The 23,991-nt window shown below is 27.6% G+C and carries 19 protein-coding genes; 12 read left to right on the forward strand and 7 right to left on the reverse strand.

From position 1 onward, the window contains the following. Positions 1-2 precede the first annotated feature (2 nt). The 3 genes from ACTNAO_RS03260 to ACTNAO_RS03270 form a co-directional block, all read right to left on the reverse strand. The gene (locus ACTNAO_RS03260) at positions 3-914 is read right to left on the reverse strand and encodes a cation diffusion facilitator family transporter (RefSeq protein WP_441025870.1); all 912 of its coding nucleotides are present in this window, start codon (positions 912-914) and stop codon (positions 3-5) included. 284 nt (positions 915-1,198) lie between these two features. Beyond that, a complete protein-coding gene (locus ACTNAO_RS03265) occupies positions 1,199-1,633 on the reverse strand; it encodes a threonine/serine exporter family protein (RefSeq protein ID WP_441025965.1) in 435 nt (144 codons plus the stop codon). Between the two features lie 2 nt (positions 1,634-1,635). After that, positions 1,636-2,406, reverse strand: a complete 771-nt coding sequence (locus ACTNAO_RS03270) for a threonine/serine ThrE exporter family protein (protein WP_441025967.1) — start codon at positions 2,404-2,406, stop codon at positions 1,636-1,638. A gap of 154 nt (positions 2,407-2,560) precedes the next feature. On the opposite strand from ACTNAO_RS03270, the gene glyA reads away from it, so the two are divergent. From glyA to ACTNAO_RS03285, 3 genes are all read left to right on the forward strand, one after another. Next, positions 2,561-3,796 (forward strand): serine hydroxymethyltransferase, encoded by a 1,236-nt coding sequence (gene glyA, locus ACTNAO_RS03275; RefSeq protein WP_441025872.1) that lies wholly within the window; start codon positions 2,561-2,563, stop codon positions 3,794-3,796. Positions 3,797-3,912: 116 nt separating this feature from the next. Next, a complete protein-coding gene (locus tag ACTNAO_RS03280) occupies positions 3,913-4,761 on the forward strand; it encodes a MotA/TolQ/ExbB proton channel family protein (protein WP_441025874.1) in 849 nt (282 codons plus the stop codon). Next, entirely contained in the window at positions 4,758-5,516 is a 759-nt protein-coding gene (locus ACTNAO_RS03285; RefSeq protein WP_441025876.1) for an OmpA family protein, read from the forward strand. The genes ACTNAO_RS03280 and ACTNAO_RS03285 overlap by 4 nt, the downstream gene beginning before the upstream one ends. A 27-nt stretch (positions 5,517-5,543) precedes the next feature. Here the strand turns inward: ACTNAO_RS03285 and ymfI are convergent, their stop codons facing one another. From ymfI to ACTNAO_RS03300, 3 genes are read right to left on the reverse strand one after another with little or no spacing between them, the layout of a single operon-like run. Beyond that, positions 5,544-6,284, reverse strand: a complete 741-nt coding sequence (gene ymfI / locus ACTNAO_RS03290; protein WP_441025878.1) for an elongation factor P 5-aminopentanone reductase — start codon at positions 6,282-6,284, stop codon at positions 5,544-5,546. A gap of 23 nt (positions 6,285-6,307) precedes the next feature. Continuing rightward, positions 6,308-7,819: a HAMP domain-containing sensor histidine kinase gene (locus ACTNAO_RS03295; protein ID WP_441025881.1), complete on the reverse strand. Its 1,512-nt coding sequence runs from the start codon at positions 7,817-7,819 to the stop codon at positions 6,308-6,310. A gap of 2 nt (positions 7,820-7,821) precedes the next feature. Next, a complete protein-coding gene (locus ACTNAO_RS03300) occupies positions 7,822-8,493 on the reverse strand; it encodes a response regulator transcription factor (protein ID WP_441025883.1) in 672 nt (223 codons plus the stop codon). Between the two features lie 172 nt (positions 8,494-8,665). Between ACTNAO_RS03300 and ACTNAO_RS03305 the strand changes: the two genes are divergently transcribed. The 7 genes from ACTNAO_RS03305 to ACTNAO_RS03335 all read left to right on the forward strand — a co-directional run bounded on the left by ACTNAO_RS03305 (position 8,666) and on the right by ACTNAO_RS03335 (position 16,420). Next, the gene (locus ACTNAO_RS03305) at positions 8,666-9,910 is read left to right on the forward strand and encodes a M16 family metallopeptidase (protein ID WP_441025884.1); all 1,245 of its coding nucleotides are present in this window, start codon (positions 8,666-8,668) and stop codon (positions 9,908-9,910) included. Between the two features lie 39 nt (positions 9,911-9,949). Continuing rightward, the gene (gene recX / locus ACTNAO_RS03310; RefSeq protein WP_441025886.1) at positions 9,950-10,582 is read left to right on the forward strand and encodes a recombination regulator RecX; all 633 of its coding nucleotides are present in this window, start codon (positions 9,950-9,952) and stop codon (positions 10,580-10,582) included. A 27-nt stretch (positions 10,583-10,609) separates the two neighbouring features. Then, positions 10,610-11,743 carry a transglutaminase-like domain-containing protein gene (locus tag ACTNAO_RS03315; protein ID WP_441025888.1) on the forward strand — a complete coding sequence of 378 codons (1,134 nt, stop codon included), beginning with the start codon at positions 10,610-10,612 and terminating at the stop codon, positions 11,741-11,743. Between the two features lie 206 nt (positions 11,744-11,949). Then, entirely contained in the window at positions 11,950-13,002 is a 1,053-nt protein-coding gene (locus ACTNAO_RS03320) for a hypothetical protein (protein ID WP_441025890.1), read from the forward strand. A gap of 36 nt (positions 13,003-13,038) precedes the next feature. Next, a complete protein-coding gene (locus ACTNAO_RS03325; RefSeq protein ID WP_441025892.1) occupies positions 13,039-13,671 on the forward strand; it encodes a class D sortase in 633 nt (210 codons plus the stop codon). Between the two features lie 23 nt (positions 13,672-13,694). Next, on the forward strand, positions 13,695-14,546 hold the full coding sequence (locus ACTNAO_RS03330; RefSeq protein WP_441025894.1) for a hypothetical protein: 852 nt from the start codon (positions 13,695-13,697) through the stop codon (positions 14,544-14,546). Between the two features lie 182 nt (positions 14,547-14,728). After that, a complete protein-coding gene (locus tag ACTNAO_RS03335; RefSeq protein WP_441025896.1) occupies positions 14,729-16,420 on the forward strand; it encodes a lectin like domain-containing protein in 1,692 nt (563 codons plus the stop codon). A 44-nt stretch (positions 16,421-16,464) separates the two neighbouring features. On the opposite strand, the gene ACTNAO_RS03340 is transcribed toward ACTNAO_RS03335, so the two are convergent. Then, positions 16,465-16,812: a tetratricopeptide repeat protein gene (locus tag ACTNAO_RS03340; RefSeq protein WP_441025898.1), complete on the reverse strand. Its 348-nt coding sequence runs from the start codon at positions 16,810-16,812 to the stop codon at positions 16,465-16,467. A 212-nt stretch (positions 16,813-17,024) separates the two neighbouring features. Between ACTNAO_RS03340 and ACTNAO_RS03345 the strand changes: the two genes are divergently transcribed. Continuing rightward, positions 17,025-21,326, forward strand: a complete 4,302-nt coding sequence (locus ACTNAO_RS03345; protein ID WP_441025900.1) for an acyl-CoA dehydratase activase-related protein — start codon at positions 17,025-17,027, stop codon at positions 21,324-21,326. A 147-nt stretch (positions 21,327-21,473) separates the two neighbouring features. Beyond that, positions 21,474-23,810, forward strand: coding sequence for a glycoside hydrolase family 31 protein (locus ACTNAO_RS03350; protein ID WP_441025901.1), 2,337 nt, complete (start codon positions 21,474-21,476; stop codon positions 23,808-23,810). Positions 23,811-23,991: the final 181 nt, after the last annotated feature.

Below are 23,991 nucleotides of genomic sequence, written 5' to 3' on the forward strand. Positions count from 1 at the left end.
TATTATTGACCTGTAACAGTCTTTTCTATTTTTTTAATATGATTATCTAAATGGTATGGGTTAACGTGAACCATACAATGCTTAATTGTTTCATCTTCTTCAATAAGATTGTGGACATTTTGTGCTATTTTATGACCAGCTTCAACTGTAATAGTAGCATCTACTGCTATTTCTACATCAACAAAAAGTTTACTTGCATATTGTCTTGTTTTTAATGAATCAATATGTATAACACCATCAACTGAAAGAATTTTATTTGTAATGTCATTTACTTTTTCAGGTGAAGCAGATTCATCAATAAGTTGAGCTATACTTTGTTTTAAAATATCAAGGGCTACTTTTATAATAAGTACACATATAATTAAAGCTACTAATGGATCTAAAAAAGAATAGCCAGCTCTAGCACCAATAATTCCTATTAATGCACCAATTGAAGAGAGAGAATCTGAACGATGATGCCATGCATCTGCTTTTAATGATGCACTGTTAATTTCTTTTGCATATTTCATAGTATAATGATACATCCATTCTTTAGATATTATAGATATTATTGCTGCAAATATTGCTAAAGCTCCAGGTGTAGAATAAGTTCCTTTTAGTATGTTTTCTATTCCAGAATAGCCAATTCCAATTGCTACCAAAAACAACATTATAGAAAGGAATAATGATGATAAACTTTCAATTCTTTCATGACCATAAGGGTGTTCCGTATCTGCAGCTTTATGTGAAAGCTTTAAACCTATAATAACACCTATAGTGCTTATAACATCAGAAAAAGAATGAATTCCATCAGCCATCATTGCTGAACTTTGAGCAACAACACCTATTACAATTTTAATAATTGAAAGAAACATATTACCTATTATTGTATTTTTGCTTACTTTAAGCCCTATATCAAGTTTTTTATCCCCCATAAAAACATCTCCTTTTAATTTTTTTAAATTATCAATTGAAATTGGCAAAAATATTTAACAATGTATGTATTTATATTGAATTATAATACTTTCGATAATATAAATCAACATAAAAATATTAATATCTTCTATCAATTGAGAATGAAAAAACTGTTAATTGTATTAAGTTTTAGTTTGGATTCTATTAATTGCTTAATTAAGTTTTTTATTCTTTATCACTTTAAATTCGGTTAATTAATAATTAAGGATTAAGTCAGCCTTGGCCGATAAGCTCGGCTTAATTATTAATTCTTAATTTTTTTTGATTTGTTAATTTGTTTTGTAATAGTAGAAACAAATATGACTCCAAGAGCAATGCTTCCAGCACTAGCAATAGTATTAAGACCAAGTTCTACAGAAGTGGCAATATTACCCTGAATAGCTTCATACATTGTATAGTACATGCCCGCTCCTGGAACCAATGGAATGATAGATGAGATTACTATTGTTGTAACAGGTGTTTTTAAGTATCGTGCAAGAATTTCTGAGTATATGCTACAGCTTATGGAAGCTATAAAAAGTGATATTATAGTAGAATTAGTATATTTGAGGCATATAAGGTAGAAAAACCACGAAATTCCTCCACCTATAGATGCATAAAAAAGTTTCTTGCCTCTTATATTAAAAAGTATGCCAAAACCTATACAACCTATTATAGTTAAAAAACTTTGAAGTATTATCGTCATAAAATACTGCCTCCTAAGGTATTAACGTAAAATCCAATTACAGTACCTGTTCCTGCTGCAATTGATAAAGCTATAAGTATTGCCTCACTTCCGCGTGTAAGACCAGATAAATAATCACCAGCAATAGTATCACGTATAGCATTTGTTATAGCAAGCCCTGGAACTAAGAGCATTATTGCACCAATTATAGTTTTATCAATGTGAAGAGGAATATGTATAATGTAAAAGAGGATTGCTATAATACTAGCTACTGCAGCACAAGTATAGTTAATGAAAAAATTATTTATATTAATTTTTGTGAAATAATTGCTTATGCATTTTATTATAAATCCTATAAAAGCTGCACAAAACAAATCATATATATCTCCACCTAATATATATGAAAATATTCCGCTTATAATTGCGGCAAAAATAAGTACTAATTTATTGTTGTAGCTTTTTTCATTTTCAATATTAATAAGTTTTTCTTGTAAAATATCTAAATCTAGTGTCTTTTTTTGAATTTGTCTTGAAAGAGCATTTATTTTATGAATTTTATCAAGGTTCAAATTCATATAGGTAATTCTTTTTAAAAGGGATAAAGTCTTAGTCCCATCTGATATGGATACTATAATTCCAGTAGGTGTAACAAAACTGTCAGCAGTTTTTACTCCATAGCTTAAACATATTCTACATATTGTATCTTCTACCCTATATGTTTCTGCACCACTTTCTAAGAGTATTTTACCAGCAAGAGTAGCAACTTCAAGTAATTTGTTAAATTCCACCATAAAAAAGCCTCCTACAATATATTTAATTAATTATAACATAACAAAAAGACACAAAATACCTTAATAATTTCATATTTCAAAAAAAGAAGTTGATTAAAAAATAAAATAAAAGTATAATTTATACAAATAGAATTTTGAGGTGATATAAATAATGGATTTTAACAATATTCAAAAGCAAGATGAAGAAATATACGGATTAATTCAAAAAGAATTAAAAAGACAACAAAAAGGAATTGAATTAATTGCATCTGAAAATATAGCAAGTGAAGCAGTAATGGAAGCTATGGGTTCATATCTTACTAATAAATATGCAGAAGGATATCCAGGTAAAAGATATTATGGGGGCTGTTATGTAGTTGATGAAGTTGAAGAAATAGCAAGAGAAAGAGCTAAAAAGTTATTTGGAGCAGAACATGCAAATGTTCAACCACATTCAGGTTCACAAGCTAATATGGGCGTTTATTTAGCTGTTTTAAATGAAGGTGATACAGTACTTGGAATGGATTTAAGTAATGGTGGTCACTTAACACATGGGGCAAAGGTTAATTTTTCAGGAAGATTATATAACTTTGTTTCTTATGGATTAAATAAAGAAACAGAAACTATAGATTATGAAAATGTAAGAGCATTAGCTAAAGAGCATAAACCAAAGCTTATAGTTGCTGGTGCTAGTGCATATCCAAGAATAATAGATTTTAAGAAGTTTAGAGAAATAGCTGATGAAGTTGGAGCTATGCTTATGGTTGATATGGCTCATATAGCAGGATTAGTAGCTGCAGGACTTCATCCATCTCCAGTACCATATGCAGATTTTGTTACATCTACTACTCATAAAACATTAAGAGGTCCAAGAGGTGGACTTATACTTTGCAAAGAAAAATATGCAAAGGCAATAGATAAAACAATATTCCCAGGAATTCAAGGTGGTCCTCTAATGCATATTATTGCTGCAAAGGCTGTATGCTTTAAAGAAGCTTTAGATCCAAAATTTAAAGAATATATGCAAAATGTAGTTAATAATTGTAAAGTTCTTGGTGATGAACTTGTTAAAAGAGGATTTAAGCTAGTTTCAAATGGTACAGATAATCATTTGATTTTAGTTGATTTAAATAATAAAAATATAACAGGAAAAGAAGCTGAAAATCTTTTAGATTCAATAGGAATTACATTAAATAAAAATACTGTTCCAAATGAAACTAGAAGCCCATTTGTTACATCAGGTGTAAGAATAGGAACTGCAGCTGTTACAACAAGAGGATTTATGACAGAAGATATGAAAGAAGTAGCAGAAATTATTGATGAAGCTGTAAAAAATAAAGATAAGGATTTAACATACTTAAAAGAAAGAGTTGAAGCCTTATGTGACAAACATCCTTTATATAACTAATAAACATAAGATAAATTATTTAAATAAAGTTTTTGTAAGATGAAGTGAAATTTTATCTTACAAAAACTTATATTTATTTATATGATATAAAATTTATTAAAATAAGAGGAGTTAAAATGAAATTGTTAAAAAAAGCATTAAGTAAATTTGTTACGTATTTTAAGTCTGTCTTTGAAATTGATACTTTAATATATATAGTACTTAGTATAGCGCTTCCATGGTCAATAATTGAAATTGCAAATATTTATCCAGGTGATAAAGTTACTATGGTATTTATGCTTGTAGTAATAGCTATGTATTTTATATCAATAATATTAATATGTCCAATACTGGAAACAAATAGACAACTTAGAAATATATTGAAAGAAACAAAAAAATGTAAGTCTTTTAAAGAATTATCAAATCTTATAAAGCAAAAGAAAAATTATAAAATTAGAAATATTTATGTTGAGTTTGAGAAAAATATAAAAATAAAAGCAAGTAGTAGCGGCAAAGAAATTGCATATGCAGAAGTGGATTCATCTTATTATTTAGATGAGGATAATATAATTTATAATGATTTAAAAACAAAAACTATAGATCAAATAAGTCAGAGTCTTACTGGGGTAGGTATATTTGGTACATTTCTTGGAATAGTAAGAGGTGTAAGTAGCCTTGATGTAACAAGTAATGATGCCATGAGAAATGGTATAGCAACTCTTTTAAGTGGTGTAAAGGTGTCATTTAATTCAAGTCTTTATGGTATACTAGCATCTGTAATATTAATACTTATGTATAAGGTTCTTTTAGATATGACTAGTAGCAAAATTAATATGTTAAATAATGAAATAAACAAATTTGTTCAACCAGATTTAGAGGATTTAGAAAATAATGAATTAAATGAGCAAATAGCTTCATTAAGTAATCAAATTAATGAATTAAAATCATTAATGGAAAATAAAAAAATGAAGGTAGAAGAACTATGAAGAAATTTTTAAAAAAGAAATCTAATAAGGGAGAAGCTACATCTTATTGGATATCCTTTAGTGATCTTATGTCTGGTACTTTAATAGTTTTTATTCTTCTTTTTATATTTAAGCTTCTTGATTATCAGCAGACTATGGCTGAAAAGGAACAACTAATAAGACAAAGTATGGCAGAAAAGCAACAAATAATTGAACAAATGACAGATACAAGGGAAGAAATAGTTGAAAATCTTCAACAGGAATTTCAACAACAAAGTATGGATATTGAAGTAGATTCCAAAACAGGTGCTATAACATTATCAGAAGCTATACTTTTTGATTTTGGTAAAAGTGATTTGAAAAGTGATGGAAAAGCAGTTCTTCAAAAATTTATGCCAATATATGTAGAAACCTTACTTAAAGACGAAAAGACAAAAGATAATATTTCGCAAATAATTATTGAGGGACATACAGATGATGAAAGTGGTTCTGATTCTGATGCTTCATATATTTATAATTTAAAATTAAGTCAGGACAGGGCATATAGTGTATCGGAATATGTGCTTGGAAATGAAATGCAGTATAAATTTAAACCTGAGTTGAAAAAATTAATAACTGCAAATGGAAGAAGTTATTCAGCACCTATACAAAATGCAGATGGAACAATAAATCATGAAAGAAGTAGAAGAGTTGAAATAAAATTTAGACTTAAAGAAGAAGAAGCTCTTCAAAAAATTCAAGATGAACTTGATAAAAGTCAAAAGGAATTAAATTAATGCAGAAGGCAAAGCCTTCTGCATTTTTTAAATAAATCCCCCATCTACTCTTAAGATATCACCAGTTATGTAGCTTGCATCACTGCTACATAAAAATACAGCTGCCTTAGCAATTTCTGAAGTATTTCCAAAACGAGAAAGAGGTATTTCTTCTGCTAATTCAGCTTTTTCTTCTTTTGAAAAACAGTTATTCATGGTAGTATCAATTACACCAGGAGCTATTGCATTAACTCTTATATTTGATGGGGCAAGTTCCTTAGATAATGCTTTTGTAAAAAGATTTATGCCACCTTTAGTAGTAGAATATAATACTTCCATGGAGGCTCCTACTTGTCCCCACATAGAAGAAATGTTTAAAATAGCTCCACCTTTATTATAAAGGTGTGGCACTACATGTTTTGTTAGGTAAATTGCACCTAAAAGGTTAGTTCCTATAATTGAATCTATATCTTCTTTAGAAGAATCTGAAAAAATGTTAACAATGCTTTTACCGGCATTATTGACAAGGATATCTATTTTGCCAAAATGTGAAATTGTTTCCGTTACTATTTCAAGGGTGTTGTTAAAATCTGAAATATCTTTTTTTAAAATTAAGTAGGAAGCACCTATTTTTTTTATTTCATTTACTGTTTCGTTTATTCCATTATCATCTTTTGAATAAACCAGAGAAATTAGTGCACCTTCTTTAGCAAATTCAGTAGCAATAGATCTTCCTATTCCTCTAGATGCACCAGTAATAATTGCCACTTTACCAAGTAATTTATTCATTTTTACCTCACTATATTTAAATTTTATTCTTCCTCAGCAACCTCTTGCTTTGGCATCCAAAATGTAAATTCAACACCATTATTATTTTGTAGATTAAATGGAAAATTATGAAGATCCAATAGTTTTTTAACTATACAAAGACCAAGTCCAGTACTGTTTTTTGATCGTTCTCTAGATTTATCCATTCTATAAAATTTGTTAAATAATTTTGGTATTTCTTCTGGATCTATGTAAGCACCTTCATTTATAATTGAAAATTTAAAAACAGAATTATTTTCTTCAGAAAGTGATATGTTAATGTTATTGTTTTTGGGAGTATATTTTAATGCATTTGTAATTAAATTTGTTAATACTTGTTCAAGTTGAAATCTATCAGCAAGAATATATGAGTACTCTGTTGTAAAATTAACATTTATAGTCAAATTCTTTTCTGCTGCATCTAAAGAATGTTTTTTTACTACTTTATTTATTAACCTATTTACATTAAAAATTTCAAGCTTTGGTTTTTGTGTACCAGATTCAAGTTTAGAAAGTTCAAGCATATTACATACTAGAACGCCCATTTTTTTGGCTTCATCAATTATTGTTTCAAGATATAAAAGTACATCTTGATCAGAAACTATACCATCTTTTATTCCTTCTGCATAACCTTCAATAATTCCAATAGGTGTTTTTAATTCATGACTTACAGAATCTACAAAATCTTTTCTCATTATTTCAAGCTTTCTTTCATTTTCAATATCTATTTCAAGCTGTTTATTTTTTCTTTGAAGATCTTTTAATGCATCATCAAGAGTAGATGATAAAAAATTAAGGGTTTTTGCAAGGTTCCCAATTTCATCATCTCTTTCAACTTTACATTTTTCTGAAAAATCCATTTTAGACATCTTTTTTGCTACTTTATCAATATTTATAAGGGGTTTAGAAATTAAATTAGAATATATTGAAGAAAGTAAAATAGATATAAAAATAAATCCAATAAAAATATATATATAAAATTCACTTATTACACTTGTAGCTTCTGTAATAGGTTGTATTGATGATATTGCAACTACAATTGAATCATTTGCTGTATTAATTGAAATAGGACTTACAACACCTATTATTTTTGTGTTAGTTTCACTTTTATAAAAAATTTCACTTTGAGTATTTCCTGAATCTACAATAGAATGAAGCACATCTTCATTATTGAAAATGGTACTTAAAAATGAATTTAATAATTTACTATCATCATTAATATCTCTGTTGTATTTATTTGGAAAATATAGTAATTCGCCATTAGTTGAATATATTGCAATTTTTGAATTAGTTTTATTTTCTAAAGAAATTAGTACATTGTTAACACTATTTTGATCATATAATTGATATGAATATAAACTTTTAAATTTATTTATTTCATCTATTAAATTTTGTTTCTTTCTATTTTCATAGAAAGGTTCGAAAAGAAATATTTGAAATATTAATGTAAAGCTAATAAGTGCAAGAAGTATACCAAGGGTTATTATAAAAAGCCTTTTTGATAAACTATGCTTCATTACTATTTAACCTCAAATTTATATCCACTGCCTCGAACAGTTACAATATAACTTGCTTTATCTCCAAGTTTTTCACGTAATCTTTTTATGTTAGTATCAACTGTTCTTATATCACCAAAATAATCAAGTCCCCATACATTATCTAAAATGTGATCACGAGATAGTGCAATACCTGAATTGTCTATTAAATATATTAAAAGTTCATATTCTTTTGGAGGAAGATTAAGTGATTCTCCATTTACTTTTACTTCTCTTGATAATTTATTTATAACAAGCCCATTAAAATCTTGTGTACTTGAATCTACATCTTGTCTTGTTCTTTTTAAAAGTGCTTTTGTTTTTGCAATTAAAACCTTTGGACTAAAAGGTTTTGTCATATAATCATCAGCACCATATTCATACCCTTGAAGCTTATCTTCTTCTTGAGATTTAGCTGTAAGCATTATTACTGGTACAGTTGATACTTCTCGTATTTTTTTTAAAGTGGTAAGCCCATCCATAACAGGCATCATAATATCTAGTATTATAAGGTCAACATTATTGTTTTTGAAAATTTCTAGCGCCTTAAGTCCATTTTCTGCTTCATATACTGTGTATTTTTCTCGAGTTAAGTAATCTCGCATTAAAAATCTAATTCGTATTTCATCTTCAACTATTAGTACTGATTTGCCCAAAAATAAGACCTCCTTATTTAATGTGTAAGTATTTTATACTATTATACCATTATAAATTATATATTTTAAGAAAGAATGTTTGTTTTTAATGTTAAAATTTTATATATTCATTTATAATATAATTATTATAAATTTATAATATAATTATTATAATAAAATAGGAGAAAATAAAATGTTTAAGCTGAATTTTAAAGTTAATAAGAAATGTCATAAAAATGGTCTTGAGTGTTTATATGTAAGGAAAAATACAGAGATTATATCAATAAATATAGCAGTAAAAGTTGGAGCAATGAATGAAAATTTAAAAGAAAAAGGAATAAGTCACTTTATAGAACATATGTTATTTAAAGGAACAAAAAATAGAAATAATGAAATATTAAATGAAGAACTTGAATCTATGGGAGGCGATTATAATGCATATACAGATTATGATTCTACAGTGTATACAGTAAGCTGCTTAAAGGAAGAATTTGAAAAAGCAATAATACTTCTTAGCGATATGCTTATAAATTCTAATTTTCCAGAAGATGAACTTAAAAAAGAAAGAAGTGTTATTTTATCTGAAATGAGAAGTGACAAAGATGATATAGAAAGTTTTAGTTTTAAAATGGTAAATGAAGTAGCATTTCAAAAAAGTCAGCTTAAGTATGATGTAAGTGGTCTTGAAAAAAATGTTAAAAAATTTACTAGAGATGAATTGGAAGCTTACTATAAAAAGTATTATTCTCCTAAAAATACAATAATAACTATTGTATCACCTTATAATGATGATTATATAGATGGTGTTATATGTAAATATTTTTCTAAATGGACTGGAGCAGATGTAATGCCAGCTAAAATGATTGAGGAAAAAAATATAGAAACAAGAATTACAACTTACAAAAAGGAATTAGAGCAATGTGCAATAATATATCTTTATACTTTTTACGATTTAAAAAAGGAAGAAGAACTTCCTCTTAGAATATTAAATAATAGACTTGGAGAAAGTTCAAATTCCCTTTTGTTTAGGGAAATAAGAGAAAAAAGAGGTTTAGCTTATGATATATATACAAATCTTGATATATCAAAAAATATAAAAACCTTATATATTTATACTGCAGTTTCAAAATATGATGTAGATAAAGCTTTAAGGGCCATTAATGATACTATAAATAAAGTTGTAGAAGGTGAAATAGTTATAGGTGAAAAAGATTTAGAGGTAATGAAAAAGGTTCATAAAACTGCTGTGTTTTCTACAATTGAAGATTCTAACGAACTATGTAGTTATATTATGAATCAAGAACTTGATGAAGAAAATTATTTAGAATTTATAGATGATATGGAGAAATTAAAAAATATAGACATATCATCTGTTATGAACGTAGCAAAAAAAGTTTTAAGAAGTCCTACTATACATATATTAAAATCCCAAAATTAGCAAGTAGTATATGTAAATTTAAAAGATAAGAGGTTTTTTATGCCAAAGGTAACAAAAATAGAAGTTCAAAAAAATAATAAAGATAGAGTAAATATATATGTAGATAATAAATATGCCTTTGCTGCTTTTATTGATACAATTATTAATGAAGGAATAGTAAAGGGGTTAGAACTAAACAGTGAAATTATAAACAAAATTAATTGTGAAGAAAGAATAAAAAAGTGCAAAAATGATGCTATAAAAATAGTAGAAAAAAGTTACAAAACAGAAAAAGAGGTCATAGATAAACTTAAAAGTAAAGAATATACAGAAAAGGAAATTAATTATGCAATAAATTTCTTAAAAGAGTATAAATTTATAGATGATATGTCTTATGCAAAATCATATATAAAAAGTAAAACAAATAATAATGGAAAAAACAAAATAAGATATGCATTAAAGCGTAAAGGTATATCAGATGAAATAATTAATGAAACATTAAATAGTATTAACGAAAATGAAGAACTTGAAAGTGCTATAGAAGTTGGGTATAAAAAATATACTTCAATAATAAAAAGGGAAAGTGACAAATATAAAATAAAAAATAAATTATCTGCTTTTTTAGCAGGAAGAGGATATGATTTTCAAACTGCAATAAAAGCTGTTAATAAAATAATGGAGAGAGAACTTTAAAATTAATAAAATGAGAGGCATATTTGTATGAATGATTTTGTTTATAATAACGATTATATAAAATTTGCTTTTAATAATAAGGAAATATTAATATTTATTGTTATTATTTTATTTTTGACCTTTAATACTTTAAAAAAATTAAAATATTATGATAATGTTTATGATGTACTTAGGCCTATGTATTCAAGTATTTCTACAATACTAGCAATTTTTTTGCTTATGTGCTTTTATAATAATATAGACATTTTGTATAGTAATATTCTTGATAGTATAAATAGAGCTGATCTTTTACAAAATGGATATTTTCATGCATTATTTATAGCTTTAATATTTTGTGTTATTAAAATTGTGTTTCAAATTATATTTAGAGCCTTTAATGATATGTTGTCTGTAGTTAGCCTTTTCAATAATATAAAGGAAAGTAAATTTAAAAGCTTTATATATTCATTAATTATAGGATGTGCAAGGGGTAGTATATTTATTATTTTATTATATGTAATAATTGCTTTAAGTAATATATCTTTTAGTAATGGAAAACAATATAAATTTCTTAGTGATTTTAAATTATACACTAAAGTTTACAATCTTATTGTAGAAAATGATATTAAATCTATAGGAAATGGATTATCTATTTCAGATACATTAGAGCATATAGAAAATGCAGCAAGACTTAATGAAAAAACAGTATATTATAATGGTGTAACAATAAATGATGGAGTAAAATCTAATAATAATATAAATAATAAAGCAAGGGAAATAACAAAAAGAGCTGAAAGTAATATGGAAAAAGCAAAAAAAATATATGTATGGATAGGTACTAACATAAAATATGATTATGAAAAAGCAGAAAATGTAATACTAGGAAATGATAATATTAAAAGTGGTGCTATAGTAGCTTTTGAAAATAGAAAAGGCATATGTTTTGATTATGCATGCCTTTATACAGCTATGGCAAAAGAAGTTGGATTAAAAACAAGAGTAGTAGTAGGGGAAGCATTTAATGGAAAAGAATTTATAAGTCATTCATGGAATGAAGTATATATAGAAGATGAATCAAGATGGGTAAAGGTTGATTGTACATTTTATAGTGGCGGTAATTATTTTGATAATGATGATTTTGATAATGATCATATAAATAGTGAAGTTATTGGTGAATTTTAAAATAAAAAATTTAAAAAAAATAAGATTTTTTCAGAAGAATGAAATATGCGTGAAAAGGGTTACTATAAGGCTTTTGGGTCCTTTAGAAATATGATGATATTTTAGTGAATTAACAAAATGTTAACAAAAAAATGGTATTTCATGTTGTTTTTTTCTTTTTGCTATTATATAATAAGCATGTACAAAATTTTAAGGAGGGAAACATTATGAATAATGTTAAAAGAATTATCGCTGCTGGATTAGTTGGAACAGCAGTTATATCAACTGGTGTTGTTGCATCAGCTGAAGAAGCACAATTATCACCACAACAAAAATTACAAGCTATAATGGCTCAAAATGGAGTAAATGATGCATTACAACAAAAATTATTAAAGATAGCTGATGTTAAAGTACTTAACGATGCTGAAGCTGAAAAAATTCTAAACAACGTTAATACTATACTTGATGCTTATGAATCTCATAATTATTCTTTTAAAGAATTACAAAATGATAAAGATGCATATACTGCAGTTCAAAAAGCTGGACAAAAAGCAGGTAATACTTTAGGTTTAACTTATACTACTGCTGATGGAGTATATTCAATTTTTGACGAAGATGATAACTTTGTTGCTTCTTTCACAAAGAGTGAATTTGGTGGATTATTAGGAACTACTGAAGAAGCTAAAAAAGAACAAATAGCAAATTTAAAGAGTTCTATAATGCCAGAATTAACTACTTATATGAAATTATCTGTTGCTGACAGAACTAAGGTTCCAGAAAAACCAATTAAACCAGATACACCAGATACACCAGCAACTGAAACACCAGATACACCATTTACACCTGGTGATTCAACAACTACTCAAGAATATATTGATGCAGTTAATAAGTTAAAACCTGGTAATAATTGGGATGAGGAACAAGTTAAAGCTTTAACAGATATAAAGACTCTTGTAGCTGATATGCTTGCAAATCCAAAAGCAATTACTTTAGATCAATTAAATCAAGCTGAAGCATTACTTGCTAAATTACCTGCTGATAGTGAACAATATAAGACTTTAAAAGCTACTATTGATTATTTAAAGAATAATGTACAAAATCCAGAAGATCCTCAAGTAGAAGCTACTAAGACTCCATCAAACAATAACAACAATGGTTCTGCAACTTCAGGAACAACTGCAAAGACTGCAACTAACTTTGGTAATGTAGCAGTAGCAGGTCTTGGTCTTATGACTGTAGCAGGAACTGTATTTGTAATTTCTAAGAAGAAAATTCAATAATTTTAGAAATTAAATTAAAATAGGAGAGTTTTTATTATGAAAAAGAACGATGGTTCTAAAGATAAAAGCTCAAATATAGTTTTAAAAATAGGGATTACGTATATAATCCCTATTTTTTTGGCTATATGTGGAGCTTTGATAATTTTTACAGATTTATGGAAACAAACATTTAGAAGGTTTTATTTTTATGAAAATTATGAAAATACTGAAAAAAAGCCTAATGAAATTAATAGTTTAGAAGTTAATGGAAAGAGAATATTTGTGCCAAGTGCAGCTGAAAATTTTGCTACAATTAAAATACCTGCTATTAATTTAGATGAAGATATTTATGAAGGAAGTTATAATGAAATAATGACCCTTGGAATTGGACATTATCCATTTAGTGGTTTACCTGGTTTTAACAGAAATTGTATACTTAGGGGATTGAATAATTCTGAATTTGCTAATATCAATAAATTACAAAATGGTGATGAAGTAATTATAGAAACAGATTATGGTGAATATTCATATAAAGTTTCAGAAATGAATGTATATAAAAAAGATGATGAATCATTTATGGAATGTTATGGTGGCAAAGAAAAGCTTACTTTATATACTGATTATCCTTTTGATGATTCATCAGCTAATACAGGGCAAAAGTATGTTGTTATATGTGAACATGTAAAATAGTTGAGGCAGGTGAATTTATTTATATGAAGAATAATATATTAAGGCTTTTATCATTCTTACTTGGAATACTTATAATAGTGCTTATTCCGGTATTGTTTTTTAGAACAAAAATTATTAATGCAGAATATTGCAAAGAACTTTTTCGTAATAATGGAGCAGAAGATGAATTGTACGAAAAGACAGATAGTGCTATAAAATTATCGTATGTAAATAATGGAGTATCAGTAAGAAAATATAAGTTTGAAGTAAATAAAGAAATGCTGTATAATGATTTTTCGGATAATGTTGATAATCTTTTTGATTACTTAAAAGGAAATATAAGTAATGTCCCAGCTGTAAATGTCGATAAGTATTCTATACAATTTGATAAAGATCTATCTAATAATATCAACTCTAATGTAACTTTAAATGAAGAAGTTGTTGCAAATACCAAAAATGATGTTATGAAAAACATAAGTGGTAAAATTGATGTGCTTGGAATAAATAAATATGCAACTTCAAATGGATTTTTGAAAAATATTCAGGAAATTATAGAAATATTAAACAGCAATTCGTTTTTATGGGGAATAATATGTGCAATAATATTTGACGTTATATTTATGATTTGTATAAACAGAAGAAAATTTATTAAGTATGTTGCATATGGAATTACTGGTTCAAGTATTATTATAGGAGTAATCTCATTTAGTGGCTATCTTTCAAAAATGTATTACAATTCACCTATTGGAATGAAATTTTTACAAAAGTCAATTGGTGATATTATTAAAGCATGCTTTGTTAACATGACAATTGTAAGTTGTATGGGATTAGTAATTGGAACTATATTATTAATATTAAATTATAAAATAAGCAACATGAATAATGTTTGTGATTAATTTTGAAATTGGAGCTAAGATTTGTTAGCTTCTTTTTTTAATAAAAAGTAAATATGGTAAAGAATAAATTAATTAATAAAACATTAAATTAAATAATAGTTAAAACTGAAAAAAACAATATTTAGTATGGTAAAATGATTAAAAGACAAAAGGTATAAAATAGGGTCTAAGGAGGATTAAACATGAGAGGTAAAGAATATAAAAAAATATTAAGAGCACTTGCAATAGTAACTATTGTAGCTTCATTAGGAGGTACATATAAAGCAAATGCCGTAGAAATTAATAATGAATCAAAAATATCAGTAGTTCAGAAATCAGTACTTCCTGAAAAATATATATCTGAATATACATCAGTTAAAAATCAAGAAGTAGATGGGGTATGTTGGAGCTTTGCTGGAATGGCAACTCTTGAAAGTTATCTTTTAAAAAATAATATGGGCACATATGATTTTTCAGAAGAATATATGAAATGGATGGCTACTAATGGTTTAAATGGTGGATATGGATGGATTCTAGAGGCAGGTGAAGGAGCTCCTACCCAAGTCGTTCCTGGAATGCTTGTATCAGGGAAAGGACCTGTATTAGAAAGTGAATTGCCATATGATGCTTCAAATGTTAAAAATAAACCTGATAATTTAGAAGATTTAGTTTCTAAATTTGATGTTTCATCTATTGAATTTGTAGATAATAATAGTGAAGATGTAAAGAAAGCTATAGTTAATTATGGAGCAGTAGAATCATGTTACTGTTACAATGAAAATTATGAAACAAATAATAATACATCGTATTATTGTGATAAAGTTGCTGTAACTAATCATGCAATTACTATTGTTGGTTGGGATGATAATTATTCTAAAGAAAATTTTAAGGAAGATTGTAGACCTGAAAATAATGGAGCATGGCTTGTAAAAAATAGTTCAGGAACAGAAATAGGAGATAATGGACTTTGTTGGATATCATATGAAGATAAGAATGTTTTAAATACTGATTATGGAAATTTAAATTATGCTATAAGAAAGGCAGAAGTTTATAATAAAAATAAAAAAGTATATCAATATGATGATTATGGAGCTACAACAGAATTTGCATATAAATCTAATGACGTAATGTATGCTAATGTTTTTGATTTTTCTACAGAAGATAAAAAACTAGATTCTGTTATATTTGAAAGTAAGAGCAAGGGAAGTAAATATAATGTATATTATATACCTGTAGATAGTAATGGTAATATATTGTTAGAAAAAAAGGTAGAATTAGCTGCAGGAACAATTGAATATAAAGGATATATATCAGTTCCAATAAGTTCTTTTGATTTACCTGAAGGAAAGGGTGCTATTGCAATTAAGATTGATAATGAAGATGGTAATACAAGCATTGGAGCCGAAAGAGCTGTATTAATAAGTGGTAATTTGGCTTATAAAGCTGAATATGAGTTAGGACAATCATATATTATATTAGGTGAAAATAAATATGATATAAATAAGAATATGTCACCAGCATATGAAGGTAATTTTTCAATAAAAGCAGTAACTTTAAAGGAAGATCAAAAGCCAGATAAGCCTGAAACACCAGAAGATCCAGAAAAACCAGGACCTGGAGCACCAGAAGCTCCAGAACCAGAAAAACCAGGAACTACAACACCAGAGGATCCATCAGAACCAGAAAGACCAGGAACTGAAACACCAGAGGATCCAGAACCAGGAACTGAAACACCAGAGGATCCAGAACCAGGAACTACAACACCAGAAGATCCAAAGCCTGATAAGCCATCAAAACCAAGCCAAACAGCTGATACAAGAAGTATTCCTGTAATTGGATTTTTAATAGGTGCATTTTCTTCATTAAGTTTATTATTAAAAAAGAAATTAAATTAAGATAAAAAGACTGTCACATTGGGCAGTCTTTTTCTTTGGATAAGTTATGATATTTTAGATGTTATTAAATTTATGGCTCTTCTACAATCTTCATCTTCATTATTTAAAGCCCATGCCATGTTAAAGTTTATTAGAGCTTTTCCCTTTTCATCAAGCATTGCATATGCATAGCCTAAATTAAAATAGTATTTGCTCTCCTTTTGTATTTCTATAGCTTTCTTTAGCATAATTATAGCTTTATCGTATTCCTTAAGTTTAATAAAACATACTCCTGAATTATAATAAGAACATGCACCATTTTCTTGGTTTTCAGCAGCTTTTTTATAACAATCTATAGCTTTTTTATAATCTTTATTATTGTATGATTTATTGCCTTCATTAAAATAATTCATAGTTCTCCTTTCTTATAAATTTTAATTTAAATTATTTTTATTCATTGGCATATATAGCTTAAGCATGTATATTATAATTATTAACAATATTACTATATTATATACATAAAGCTTATTAAAAATTCCCCAAAATCCAAATAATATATTATTCTTGAAAAAAAAGCTAGATATACTATAATATAAAATAGAAATAAAATATAGTAGGTGTAAATATGAAGAATTTAAACATGGGACTTGATGTTGGATCCACTACAGTAAAAGTAGTAGTTATGGATTCCAATAAAAAGGTACTTTATTCTGAGTACAGGAGACATTTTTCTGACATAAGGAGCACTATAATAGATTTAATTACAGAAACATATGATTCTATAGGAGATGCAAATATAAACGTTGCAATAACAGGCTCTGGAGGCTTGTCAGTTTCAAAATGGCTTAATGTAGAATTTGTACAGGAAGTTATTGCTTGTACTAAAACTATTGAAGAAGTTATTCCTAAAACTGATGTTGCTATTGAACTTGGTGGAGAAGATGCTAAAATTACATATTTTAAAGGTGGAATTGAGCAAAGAATGAATGGTACTTGTGCTGGTGGTACAGGTGCTTTTATTGATCAAATGGCTACACTTTTAAATACAGATGCAGATGGTCTTAATGAACTTGCAAAAAAACATACAATAATATATCCTATAGCATCAAGATGTGGAGTTTTTGCTAAAACAGATATCCAGCCACTTATAAACGAAGGTGCAAAACCAGAGGATATTGCTGCATCAATTTTTCAAGCAGTGGTTAATCAAACAATAAGTGGCCTTGCTTGTGGAAAGCCTATAAAAGGAAGAGTAGCATTTTTGGGAGGTCCATTATCTTTTATGTCAGAACTTAGACAGAGATTTATTGAAACATTAAATCTAAAGGATGATGAGATAATATTTCCTAAAAATCCACAACTTTTTGTAGCATATGGTGCTGCACTTTTATCAAGAGAAAAGGATAATAAAATATCATTTAAGGAACTTGCGGATAAAGTAAAAAATATTAGTGATATAAAAGATGATAATATAGATAGATTAGATCCTTTATTTAAAGATAAAGAAGAATATAATGAATTTATAGAAAGACATAATAAAGCAAAAGCTAAAAGATGCAAATTAAGTGATTATAAAGGTAAGGCATTTTTAGGAATAGATGCAGGATCTACAACAACAAAGGTAACACTTATTAATGACAATTATGAAATAATGTATGATTACTATGAAAGCAATGAAGGTAATCCCCTAAAAAAGGTTACAGAAATATTAAAGGATTTATATGGAAAGATTCCAAAAGATGTTGAAATCGCAAATGCAGCAGTTACTGGATATGGAGAAAACTTAATTAAATCAGCTCTTCATGTTGATATTGGTGAAATAGAAACAATAGCTCACTATAAAGCTGCAGATCATTTTTTACCTGGCGTAGATTTCATACTTGACATTGGTGGTCAGGATATGAAATGTTTAAGAATAAAAAATGGAGTAATAGATTCAATATTATTAAATGAAGCCTGTTCATCAGGATGTGGTTCATTTATAGAAAGCTTTGCTAAATCTCTTAATATGAAAGTTCAGGATTTTGCAAAGGAAGCATTAGAATCTAAAGCACCAGTAGATCTTGGATCAAGATGTACGGTTTTTATGAATTCAAGAGTTAAGCAGGCACAAAAGGAAGGGGCTGAGGTCTCTGATATTTCAGCAGGTCTTTCATATTCAGTAATAAAAAATGCCTTATTTAAAGTAATAAAAATACGTGATGAGAAAGAAATGGGCAAAAATATTATTGTTCAAGGAGGAACTTTCTATAACAATGCTGTTCTTAGAAGCTTTGAGAAGATTTCTGGTAGACAAGCTGTAAGACCTGATATAGCAGGGCTTATGGGAGCATTTGGATGTGCAATAATTGCCAAAGAAAGATATAATACAGGTGAAAAATCATCAATTTTAAAGAAAGATGAAATTGATAATTTTACAATGGATTCAAGATTTAGAAGATGTGGTGGTTGTGGTAATAACTGTCTATTAACAGTTAATAAATTTTCAACAGGTGAAGAATTTATTACAGGAAACAGATGTGAAAGAGGTCTTGGAATTGAAAAGAGCAAAAAAGAAGAAGTTCCAAATCTTTATAAGTATAAATTTAAGAGATTATTTAGTTATGTACCATTAAAGAAAGATGAAGCAAAGCGTGGTACAATTGGAATTCCAAGAGTTTTAAATATGTACGAAAATTATCCATTCTGGTTTACTTTATTAACTTCTCTTGGATTTAGGGTAGAAATATCAAGAATGTCAAGTAAGGACGTATTTGAACTAGGAATAGAGACAATACCATCAGAATCTGCCTGTTATCCAGCAAAACTTGCTCATGGTCACATAATGGATTTAATTAACAGAGGTATAGATACAATTTTTTATCCATGTATACCATATGAAAGAATAGAATTTAGTGATGCTAATAATCATTATAATTGTCCTATGGTAACATCATATCCGGAAGTTATAAAAAATAACATGGATGTTTTAAAAGAAAAAAATGTTAAATTTATAGAACCTTTCTTCTCTCTTAACAATATTGATGTTTTAGCTAAGAGAATTGTAGAAGAATTTAAAGATTATAATGTAACTATTTCAGAAGCTAAAGAAGCAGTACATAAGGCAGCTAAGGAAAGAGAAAAATTTGATAATGATTTAAGAGAAAAGTCAAAAGAAACATTAGAATATTTAAATAAGACAGGCAAGAAAGGTATAGTTCTTGCAGGAAGACCATACCATATAGATCCTGAAATTAATCACGGAATACCAGATGTTATTAATTCTTTTGATATGGCAGTTCTTACAGAAGATTCTGTAGCTTATTTAAGTGATCTTGAATATCCACTTAGAGTTGTAGATCAATGGATGTATCATTCAAGGTTATATAGAGCAGCAACTTATGTGGCTAAATCTAAAAATTTAGAGCTTATTCAGCTTAATTCCTTTGGATGTGGTCTTGATGCTGTAACAACAGACCAAGTTGCGGAAATTATGTCTTCAAAAGGAAAAATATATACATGTTTAAAAATTGATGAAGGTAATAATTTAGGAGCAGCTAAAATAAGAATAAGAAGTTTAAAAGCTGCCATGGAAGAAAGAGAAAGAAATGGTTATGAACCTGTGGAAGATAATATTATATATAAAAATCCTACATTTACAAAGGAAATGAGAAAGAAGCATACAATATTAGCACCACAAATGTCTCCTATTCATTTTGAAATAGTTGAAGAAGCAGTAAAATCTTGTGGATATAATTTAGAAATTTTACCATCAGATGATAAAGAGGCAATAGAAGATGGATTAAAGTATGTAAATAATGATGCGTGCTATCCATCAATAATAGTAGTAGGACAATTTATTCATGCATTAAAGTCAGGTAAATATGATTTAGATAATACTACACTTATAATAACTCAAACTGGTGGAGGATGCAGAGCCACAAATTATATTGGTTTTATGAAAAAGGCATTAAAAGAAGCTGGATTTTCACAAGTACCTATACTTTCATTAAATGCAGTAGGACTTGAAAAACAACCAGGATTTAAAATAACACTTCCACTAGTTAGAAAGGCATTAATGGCAATTGTTTATGGAGATTTATTCATGAGGGTTTTATATAGAACAAGACCTTATGAAAAAGTAAAGGGTTCTGCTAATGCACTTTATGATAAGTGGAACAAAATAGTAAAAGAAAGTGTTAAAAACGGAAGCAAACGTGAGTTTAACAGAAACATAAGAAATATAATAAAAGAATTTGATGAATTAGAACTTTTAGATATTAAGAAACCAAAGGTTGGACTTGTTGGAGAAATATTAGTAAAGTTCCATCCTACAGCTAATAATAATGTAGTAAAGATATTAGAAAATGAAGGAGCAGAGGCTGTAATGCCAGATCTTTTAGATTTCTTCTTCTATAGTGCATATGATGAAAAATTTAAAGCTGAAAAACTAGGAGCAAGTAAATTTACAGAAAAAATATATATGATTGCCATTGAATATATGGAATCATTTAGAAAGGTTATGAAAAAGGAACTTGAAAAATCAAAGAGATTTTATCCACCTAAGCATATAAGTGAGCTAGCAGAACTTGCTCAGCCTATTGTTTCATTAGGTAACCAAACTGGAGAAGGTTGGTTCTTAACAGCAGAAATGATAGAACTTATTGAAAGTGGCGCAGATAATATAATATGCATGCAGCCTTTCGCATGCCTTCCAAATCATGTTACAGGTAAAGGGATGATAAAAGCATTAAAGACAAAGTATCCAAATTCTAATATTGTTGCTGTAGATTATGATCCTGGAGCTTCAAATGTTAATCAATTAAATAGAATTAAACTTATGTTATCAGTTGCTTTTAAGAAATTAAATGGTGATAAGGAAAAAGTTATTGAATTCCCTAAGTATAAGGATGTATCTAGTGATTCAAAAATTACAATAAATAAATAATAATTAAAGCATTGTTGTTTAAATATTTAAGCAATAATGCTTTTTTTGTGTGCCAGCATAGCGTGTACTCATTATATCAAGATTATTAAAGAAATGGTCGATAATTAAAGTAGAGTTAAATATAAATTTAGTAAATGGGGTGTAAAAATGGAGTTTGGTGAAATAAAAAAATATACAAGAGAGGATAATAAAATTACAATTGAATTTGAAAATCAAATTGTAATTGTTGAAGTAATAAATGATTATATAATTAATTTCTTTTCACCACTTTGTAGAAAAGAAAGAAATTCAAAGGCTGTCGAAAATATTAAATATGATAATTGTAATGTTTCTTGTGAATATTTAGATGGTTTTATAAATATAAAAACAAGCAAAATAGATATTAAAATATATAATGATTTTAAAGTTGATATATATGATAGTGAAGGGGATATATTATGTTCTGATTACAGAGGTCCTATAGATCCATTTAAAAGAAGAAATGGTAATATAGATAAAGCTAAAGAAGAAGGTCATGAAGTACAAGAGGAGTCTTTATATAAGGTGTATGTTTCAAAGAAAATGGAAGATGATATGCATTTTTATGGATTTGGAGAAAGACCAGGTTCTATAGATAAAAAAGATTGTCACTATATTAATTGGAATACAGACAATCCAGCTCCTCATGGTGAAACATTTTTAAGTCTTTATAAGTCAGTGCCTTTTTTTATTGCTTTAAAAGGAACAAAAGCTTTTGGAATATTTTTTGATAATTATTTTAAAACACATTTTGATATGGGAAGAGATAATTCAAATTATTATTACTTTGCAGCAGAAGGTGGTAATTTAGATTATTATTTTATATATGGTCCAAGTATAAAAAAAGTTGAAGAAGGATATACAAGTTTAACAGGAAGAGTTAATTTGCCACAAATTTGGACTTTAGGTTATCAGCAAAGTAGATGGTCATATGGCAATGAAGATAGGCTCATGGAGGTAGCAGAAAAATTTAGAAGCGAAAAAATACCTTGTGATGTTTTATATTTAGATATTGATTATATGGATGGATATAGAGTATTTACATGGGATAAGTCTTCTTTTAAAAATCCCAAAAAAATGATTGAAAAGTTAAATACTATGGGATTTAAAGTGGTAACAATAATTGATCCAGGTATAAAAAAGGAAGTAGGATATAAAATTTATGATGAAGGTTCAAGATTTAAATTTTTTGCTTTGGATGAAAATGATAAGGAGTATGTAAATAGAGTATGGGCAGGAGACTCAGTATTTCCTGATTTTTTAAATACAAGAGTTAGAGAATGGTGGGCTAGAAATCAGTCAATAATGACTAACTTTGGTGTAAGTGGTATATGGAATGATATGAATGAACCTGCAAGCTTTAATGGACCTCTTCCTGATAATGTATTTTTCTCAGATGATGGTTTAAAGGTAAATCATAAGGAAGCGCATAATATTTATGGACATTTAATGTGTAAAGCTACATATGAAGGATTAAAATTAAAAACAGGTAAAAGGCCTTTTGTTGTAACAAGAGCATGTTACTCAGGTACACAAAAATATGCAGTAGTGTGGACTGGTGACAACCAAAGTACATGGGAACATTTAAGAATGGCAATTCCAATGCTTTTAAATTTAGGACTTAGTGGATTTGCTTTTTGTGGTACTGATGTAGGTGGATTTGGTCATGATTGTACAGGAGAATTATTATGTAGATGGGTTCAACTTGGGGCTTTTACGCCTCTTTTTAGAAATCATTCGGCTTTAGGAACAAGAGATCAAGAACCATGGGCCTTTGATGAAAAAACTGAAAATATAAATAGAAAATATATTGAACTTAGATATAAGCTTATTCCATATTTTTATGATTTATTTAGAATTGCAGAAAAAGATGGTTCACCAATTATGCGTCCATTATTTTATGAATATCAGAATGATAAAAGAACTTATGATATAAGTGATGAATTTTTAGTTGGTGATAGTATACTTGTAGCACCTATAGTAGAAAAAGGCAAAAGAAGGAGAATAGTTTATATACCACATGGCAGTAAATGGATAGATTATTGGAGTGGCGAAGAATATGAAGGTGGTCAATACATAGTAAAAAGTGCACCATTAGATACATGTATTATGTTTGTAAAAGAAGGTGCGATTATTCCTTTATATGAGAAAAAACAAAATTATATAGGTGAAGATAACAATATAGAAGTTACTTTTGATATTTATTTTGGTGATGAAGAAAAAAAATCATCATATATTAATTATTTAGATGATGGTGAAAGCTTTAATTATAAAAATGATGAATATAATAAATATTTAATTACTGCTGAAAGTGCAGAAAGCAAAGTATATATAGAATTTAAAAATGAATACAATGGTTATATTAAAACATATAATAACGTCCATTTTAAATTACATAATTTAAATGGAAGAAGTGTAATACTAAATGGACAAGATAAAGGCGTTGTTAGAAAATTAAGTCTTTAAATTAATAATTGTTGTAGCTAGGTCACAAATTTAGTTAAGAAATTAATAATTAATAATTAAGTGGCTTTTGCGCTTTGCTTAAAGCCAATCTCCACAGGAGATAATTAAGAATTATTGTGTTTTGGCCCAAAGTATTTATGCTATTAGGTCTTATGTAAAATTTGGTGTAAGCGTTGAAATA

It is taken from the genome of Clostridium sp. HCP1S3_C6, assembly GCF_052066735.1.
Lineage (GTDB): Bacteria > Bacillota > Clostridia > Clostridiales > Clostridiaceae > Clostridium.

Excerpts from the sequence above, each read along its gene's own strand:
- ACTNAO_RS03340 (WP_441025898.1), bottom strand. The coding sequence starts at position 16,812 with ATGAATTATTTTAATGAAGGCAATAAATCATACAATAATAAAGATTAT.
- ACTNAO_RS03260 (WP_441025870.1), bottom strand. The coding sequence starts at position 914 with ATGGGGGATAAAAAACTTGATATAGGGCTTAAAGTAAGCAAAAATACA.
- ymfI (WP_441025878.1), bottom strand. The coding sequence starts at position 6,284 with ATGAATAAATTACTTGGTAAAGTGGCAATTATTACTGGTGCATCTAGA.
- ACTNAO_RS03345 (WP_441025900.1), top strand. The coding sequence starts at position 17,025 with ATGAAGAATTTAAACATGGGACTTGATGTTGGATCCACTACAGTAAAA.
- ACTNAO_RS03335 (WP_441025896.1), top strand. The coding sequence starts at position 14,729 with ATGAGAGGTAAAGAATATAAAAAAATATTAAGAGCACTTGCAATAGTA.
- ACTNAO_RS03285 (WP_441025876.1), top strand. The coding sequence starts at position 4,758 with ATGAAGAAATTTTTAAAAAAGAAATCTAATAAGGGAGAAGCTACATCT.
- ACTNAO_RS03325 (WP_441025892.1), top strand. The coding sequence starts at position 13,039 with ATGAAAAAGAACGATGGTTCTAAAGATAAAAGCTCAAATATAGTTTTA.
- ACTNAO_RS03295 (WP_441025881.1), bottom strand. The coding sequence starts at position 7,819 with ATGAAGCATAGTTTATCAAAAAGGCTTTTTATAATAACCCTTGGTATA.
- ACTNAO_RS03280 (WP_441025874.1), top strand. The coding sequence starts at position 3,913 with ATGAAATTGTTAAAAAAAGCATTAAGTAAATTTGTTACGTATTTTAAG.
- ACTNAO_RS03350 (WP_441025901.1), top strand. The coding sequence starts at position 21,474 with ATGGAGTTTGGTGAAATAAAAAAATATACAAGAGAGGATAATAAAATT.
- ACTNAO_RS03305 (WP_441025884.1), top strand. The coding sequence starts at position 8,666 with ATGTTTAAGCTGAATTTTAAAGTTAATAAGAAATGTCATAAAAATGGT.
- ACTNAO_RS03315 (WP_441025888.1), top strand. The coding sequence starts at position 10,610 with ATGAATGATTTTGTTTATAATAACGATTATATAAAATTTGCTTTTAAT.
- ACTNAO_RS03330 (WP_441025894.1), top strand. The coding sequence starts at position 13,695 with ATGAAGAATAATATATTAAGGCTTTTATCATTCTTACTTGGAATACTT.
- glyA (WP_441025872.1), top strand. The coding sequence starts at position 2,561 with ATGGATTTTAACAATATTCAAAAGCAAGATGAAGAAATATACGGATTA.
- recX (WP_441025886.1), top strand. The coding sequence starts at position 9,950 with ATGCCAAAGGTAACAAAAATAGAAGTTCAAAAAAATAATAAAGATAGA.
- ACTNAO_RS03320 (WP_441025890.1), top strand. The coding sequence starts at position 11,950 with ATGAATAATGTTAAAAGAATTATCGCTGCTGGATTAGTTGGAACAGCA.